Source organism: Phyllobacterium sp. NPDC097923 (genome assembly GCF_044760925.1).
Classification (GTDB): domain Bacteria; phylum Pseudomonadota; class Alphaproteobacteria; order Rhizobiales; family Rhizobiaceae; genus Phyllobacterium; species Phyllobacterium calauticae.
On record NZ_JBIWBL010000015.1, the window covers coordinates 1 to 3,474 of the forward strand.

At 60.9% G+C, this 3,474-nt stretch carries 3 protein-coding genes; all 3 read right to left on the minus strand.

The genetic code is table 11. The features are described from left to right. Positions 1-114: 114 nt before the first annotated feature. Entirely contained in the window at positions 115-906 is a 792-nt protein-coding gene (gene istB / locus ACIQWS_RS25345) for an IS21-like element IS1415 family helper ATPase IstB (RefSeq protein ID WP_003944771.1), read from the minus strand. Beyond that, positions 906-2,447, minus strand: coding sequence for an IS21-like element IS1415 family transposase (gene istA, locus ACIQWS_RS25350; protein WP_030538069.1), 1,542 nt, complete (start codon positions 2,445-2,447; stop codon positions 906-908). The genes istB and istA overlap by 1 nt, the downstream gene beginning before the upstream one ends. 305 nt (positions 2,448-2,752) lie before the next feature. Then, positions 2,753-3,474, minus strand: a 722-nt coding sequence (locus tag ACIQWS_RS25355; protein WP_403185147.1) for a PGN_0703 family putative restriction endonuclease, incomplete at its 5' end; no start/stop codon positions are given.

The window sequence follows — 3,474 nt, forward strand, 5'->3', positions numbered from 1 at the left end:
TGTCAATGGCCACGAAGTTCTCCCCGTAGGCGGCCAGTAGTTCTCCCCGCTGGTGGCCACGGGTTCTCCCCGGTGGCGGCCAGTTGTTTTTCCCCACCCGCTTTCTGATTTGGGTTAGCTGAAGGGCTTCACCCCCTTGCCGGTGGTGGCTTCGGTGAGGCGGAAGGAGTCGCCGTCGGTGACGACGACGTGCGCATGGTGCAGGAGCCGGTCAACGGTGGCGGTGGCCAATGTTTTGGGCATGATCTCGTCGAAGCCGGAGGGGTGCAGGTTGCTCGAGACGGCAATCGCTCGGCGTTCGTAGGCAGCGTCGACGAGGCGATAGAATCCTTCGGCGGCGTCTTCAGAGACCGGGAGCAGACCGATGTCGTCGACGATGATCAGGTCGGAGCGGATGATCCTCGTCAGGGCTCGGGCGATGGAGTCGTCGGCACGGTGCCGGCGGACCAGGGCACCGAGGTCTTCGATGGTGAACCAAGACACCGCCAGCCCAGCTTCGACTGCGGCCTGCCCGAGTGCCTCGGTGAAGTGAGACTTGCCAGTTCCCGAAGGCCCACAGACGCAGAAACATTCACGCCGCCCGACCCACTCCAGGGTGCGGAGCGCGTCCTGGGTGGCGCGGGGAATCGACGATTTCGTTTCGTCCCAGTCGCCGAAGGTCTTGCCGGTAGGGAAACCCGCGCGTTTGCGGCGAGTGTGCAGGTTCGCCCGGTCCCGGCCGGCGGCTTCCTCAGCGAGGAGAACCCGCACGACTTCGGCGGGGTCCCAGCGTTGGGCTTTCGCGGTCGGGATGATATCGCTCAAGGACCTGCGGATATGGGGCAGTTTCAGGCGTTTAGTCAGGTCGATCGCCTCGGCCAACGGGTCGCCGTTAGCGCTGGTAACAGTGCGCAAAGGGGTGCTCATCAGGCGTCATCGCTTTCATCGTCAGTAGTGGCTGGGCTGGCCGGCGCTGGTGTCTGGCCGAAGGTGGACCAGGCGGCGGTGCCCGGTTGCAGAGTGTGGTTCTCGCTGCGACGGACCGGATCAGCGTGTTCGTGGGTGACTTGGTAGTCGAGGATCGAGATCAGGTCCCGATCGGCGAACCGGCCGGTCATCGCCGCCGTCCCCAACGCTCTGTCGACTGCGTCCGGGGAGTGCAGCTTCGAAAGGTCCACGGCCTCGGCCATCTTCGCCCTGATGCGGCGCGCTCCCGCGGCGGCAGCCTCGACCAGCCAGCTGTTGGCACCCTGGCCCAACTGTAGGAAGGCGAGCTCGGCGGCGGTACGAGGCTTGGGCACCCGGTCGGCGGCGTCGCGGTCTGGGCGGGGTGGGTAGTGGTCGTTGTCGAGGACCGGTGAACCGGGTTGGCCGCGGCGGTGCCGCGCGACTTCGACTGCACCGCCATCATTGTCGACGGCGGTCACGATCAGCTCCTCACCATGGAAGCGGGCCCAGACCCGAGTGTCGATCAACGTGTGCGGCACCGAATACCGCACCCCTTCCACCGAGATCGTCGACTCCCAGTTCACCCGCCGGGTAGTGCCGAACACCGCGGTGAACGGAGATTTCGGCAGCGGATGCAGCCGCTGCAACTCTTCGGCCAGCCGCTCGACCGGCCGCCGCCGAGTAGAGCTGTGGACGCGGGTGTTGACGTCGGTGCAGAACTGCCGGCAAGCCGACTCGAGCTCACCGAAAGAGTGATACTGCTCGCGCAGGTTCACCTCCTTCGGCAACAGGTCGGCTTTGGCGATCCGCACCGTCGCCTCACTTCCTCCCTTCGACTCCGGATCAGCAGGTAAACACGTCCGCAGCGTCGTGCCGTAATGCCGTGCCACCTCCACGATCTCCGGATTGCGGACCGCGATCCCGGCCACGTGATCGATCGTCGCGGTCTTCTCGTTGTCGGTGAGGACATAGACCGGAACCCCGCCCAAGCGGCGGAATGTCGCATCCAAACACGCCGCCACCGTCGGCAATGTCTTGTCCCAGATCGGGATCACCACCCGAAATCGCGACCACGCCAACCATGCGCAGAACAACGTCGTCTTCCGGCCGGAAATCGTTGGCCCGTCACCGAAGTCGTACTGTAACCACAGCCCAGGTTCGGTTACCCACGGCCGATACACTCGCCGCCGACCAGCCCGAAACTGGGCCTTCGCCTCCGCGACCGTCCGGCGCGTGGTCCGCTCACCGCCGGTGAACCCCAGCGCGACGATCCGTTCGTGGATGACATCCGCGCGGACCTTGCCCTGCGAGCGGACCACCAACTCCTCGATCTTCGGCAGAAAGTCGTCGATCGCCCGCGCTCGATGCCGCCGGCGGTCCGGCGGCTGCCCCGCAGCGCGCATCTGCACATACCGGGCCACCGTGTGGTGATCACACCCAGCCAGCTCCGCCGCCGCCCGATAACTACCCGTGAGGTCGTACGCCTCCAAAATTTCCATGATCTCCCTGCTCGATTTCATCCACCCAGCGTTGCCGGGACCGAATCTGACTCACAGCAGGTGGGGAACTATCTGGCCGTACGCGGGGAGAAACCATGGCCACAAAATGCGCCATAAATGGCCGCCAGTGGGGAGCTTACGATGGCCGTCGACAAACAACTGAGGTCGATATGGCCCCTCTTCGCGGCAGCAATCGATGTCACCGGTCATCAACTGATTATTCGCTACTATCAGCGCAGCGGCCACCCAAATCGCCGAGAGAACTCAACAATCTCCAAGCCACGCCGAGATCACGGATAGGATCGACCATCTGAATCGGTCGCTCTTTAACTTTCGAGGTGGTTAGATATTTGAGAGTTAAATTTAGACCATGCAGATTCACTACTCAAAATATCGATATAACGATCAGAAAGTTGTCGAACCAATTTGTAATCAATCGCCCCTGTGGCCAAAGCACAAGCGAGAAATGCATCCCAAGTTATGATAGGGGAAATTGCCGGATCCGTTAGGTGAGAACTATATGCGGAAGCGGCCACATAACCAATCCTGTCGTCAGGATGCAAAAGTATCATCATTCGAGCGGTGCGCAGGTCTTTGTCGTCTTCATGCCTCTGCACTGATTGAGCAAGAGCATGGCAACGAACCAGCTGGCGCGTTCGGTTATCTGCTAGCGCTTCTACCATATTGTGCCACACACTAAATTTCTCTTGAATCAGCCTGTAGAGTTCACCGCCCATCGCGGCAGTACTGCGCGTTGAAAACCGATCTGCAAGCTTAGTTTCGATGCCAACTACCTGCAGAGCATTATCGCGTGTCCGGAATCTCAGCAGAAGGTCAATCAGTGTTCGGTCACCCAGTGAATATTCGGTGCCTGCGGGAGAAAACTCAAAATCGTATTTCTCAAGTTTGACGAGATCTGATCTTCCCAGTAGAGAATTGAAGAGATCTGCACATAGTTCAGGGCGGGTCACCGCTTGACCCAGCATATTAAAAGTTAGGGTCTGACTCGAAGTCATATACTTAGTGCAACGCACCGGATCAACACCCC

Bases quoted from the DNA above. Each gene is read 5' to 3' on its own strand.
- istA (WP_030538069.1), bottom strand. From the start codon at position 2,447: ATGAAATCGAGCAGGGAGATCATGGAAATTTTGGAGGCGTACGACCTC.
- istB (WP_003944771.1), bottom strand. From the start codon at position 906: ATGAGCACCCCTTTGCGCACTGTTACCAGCGCTAACGGCGACCCGTTG.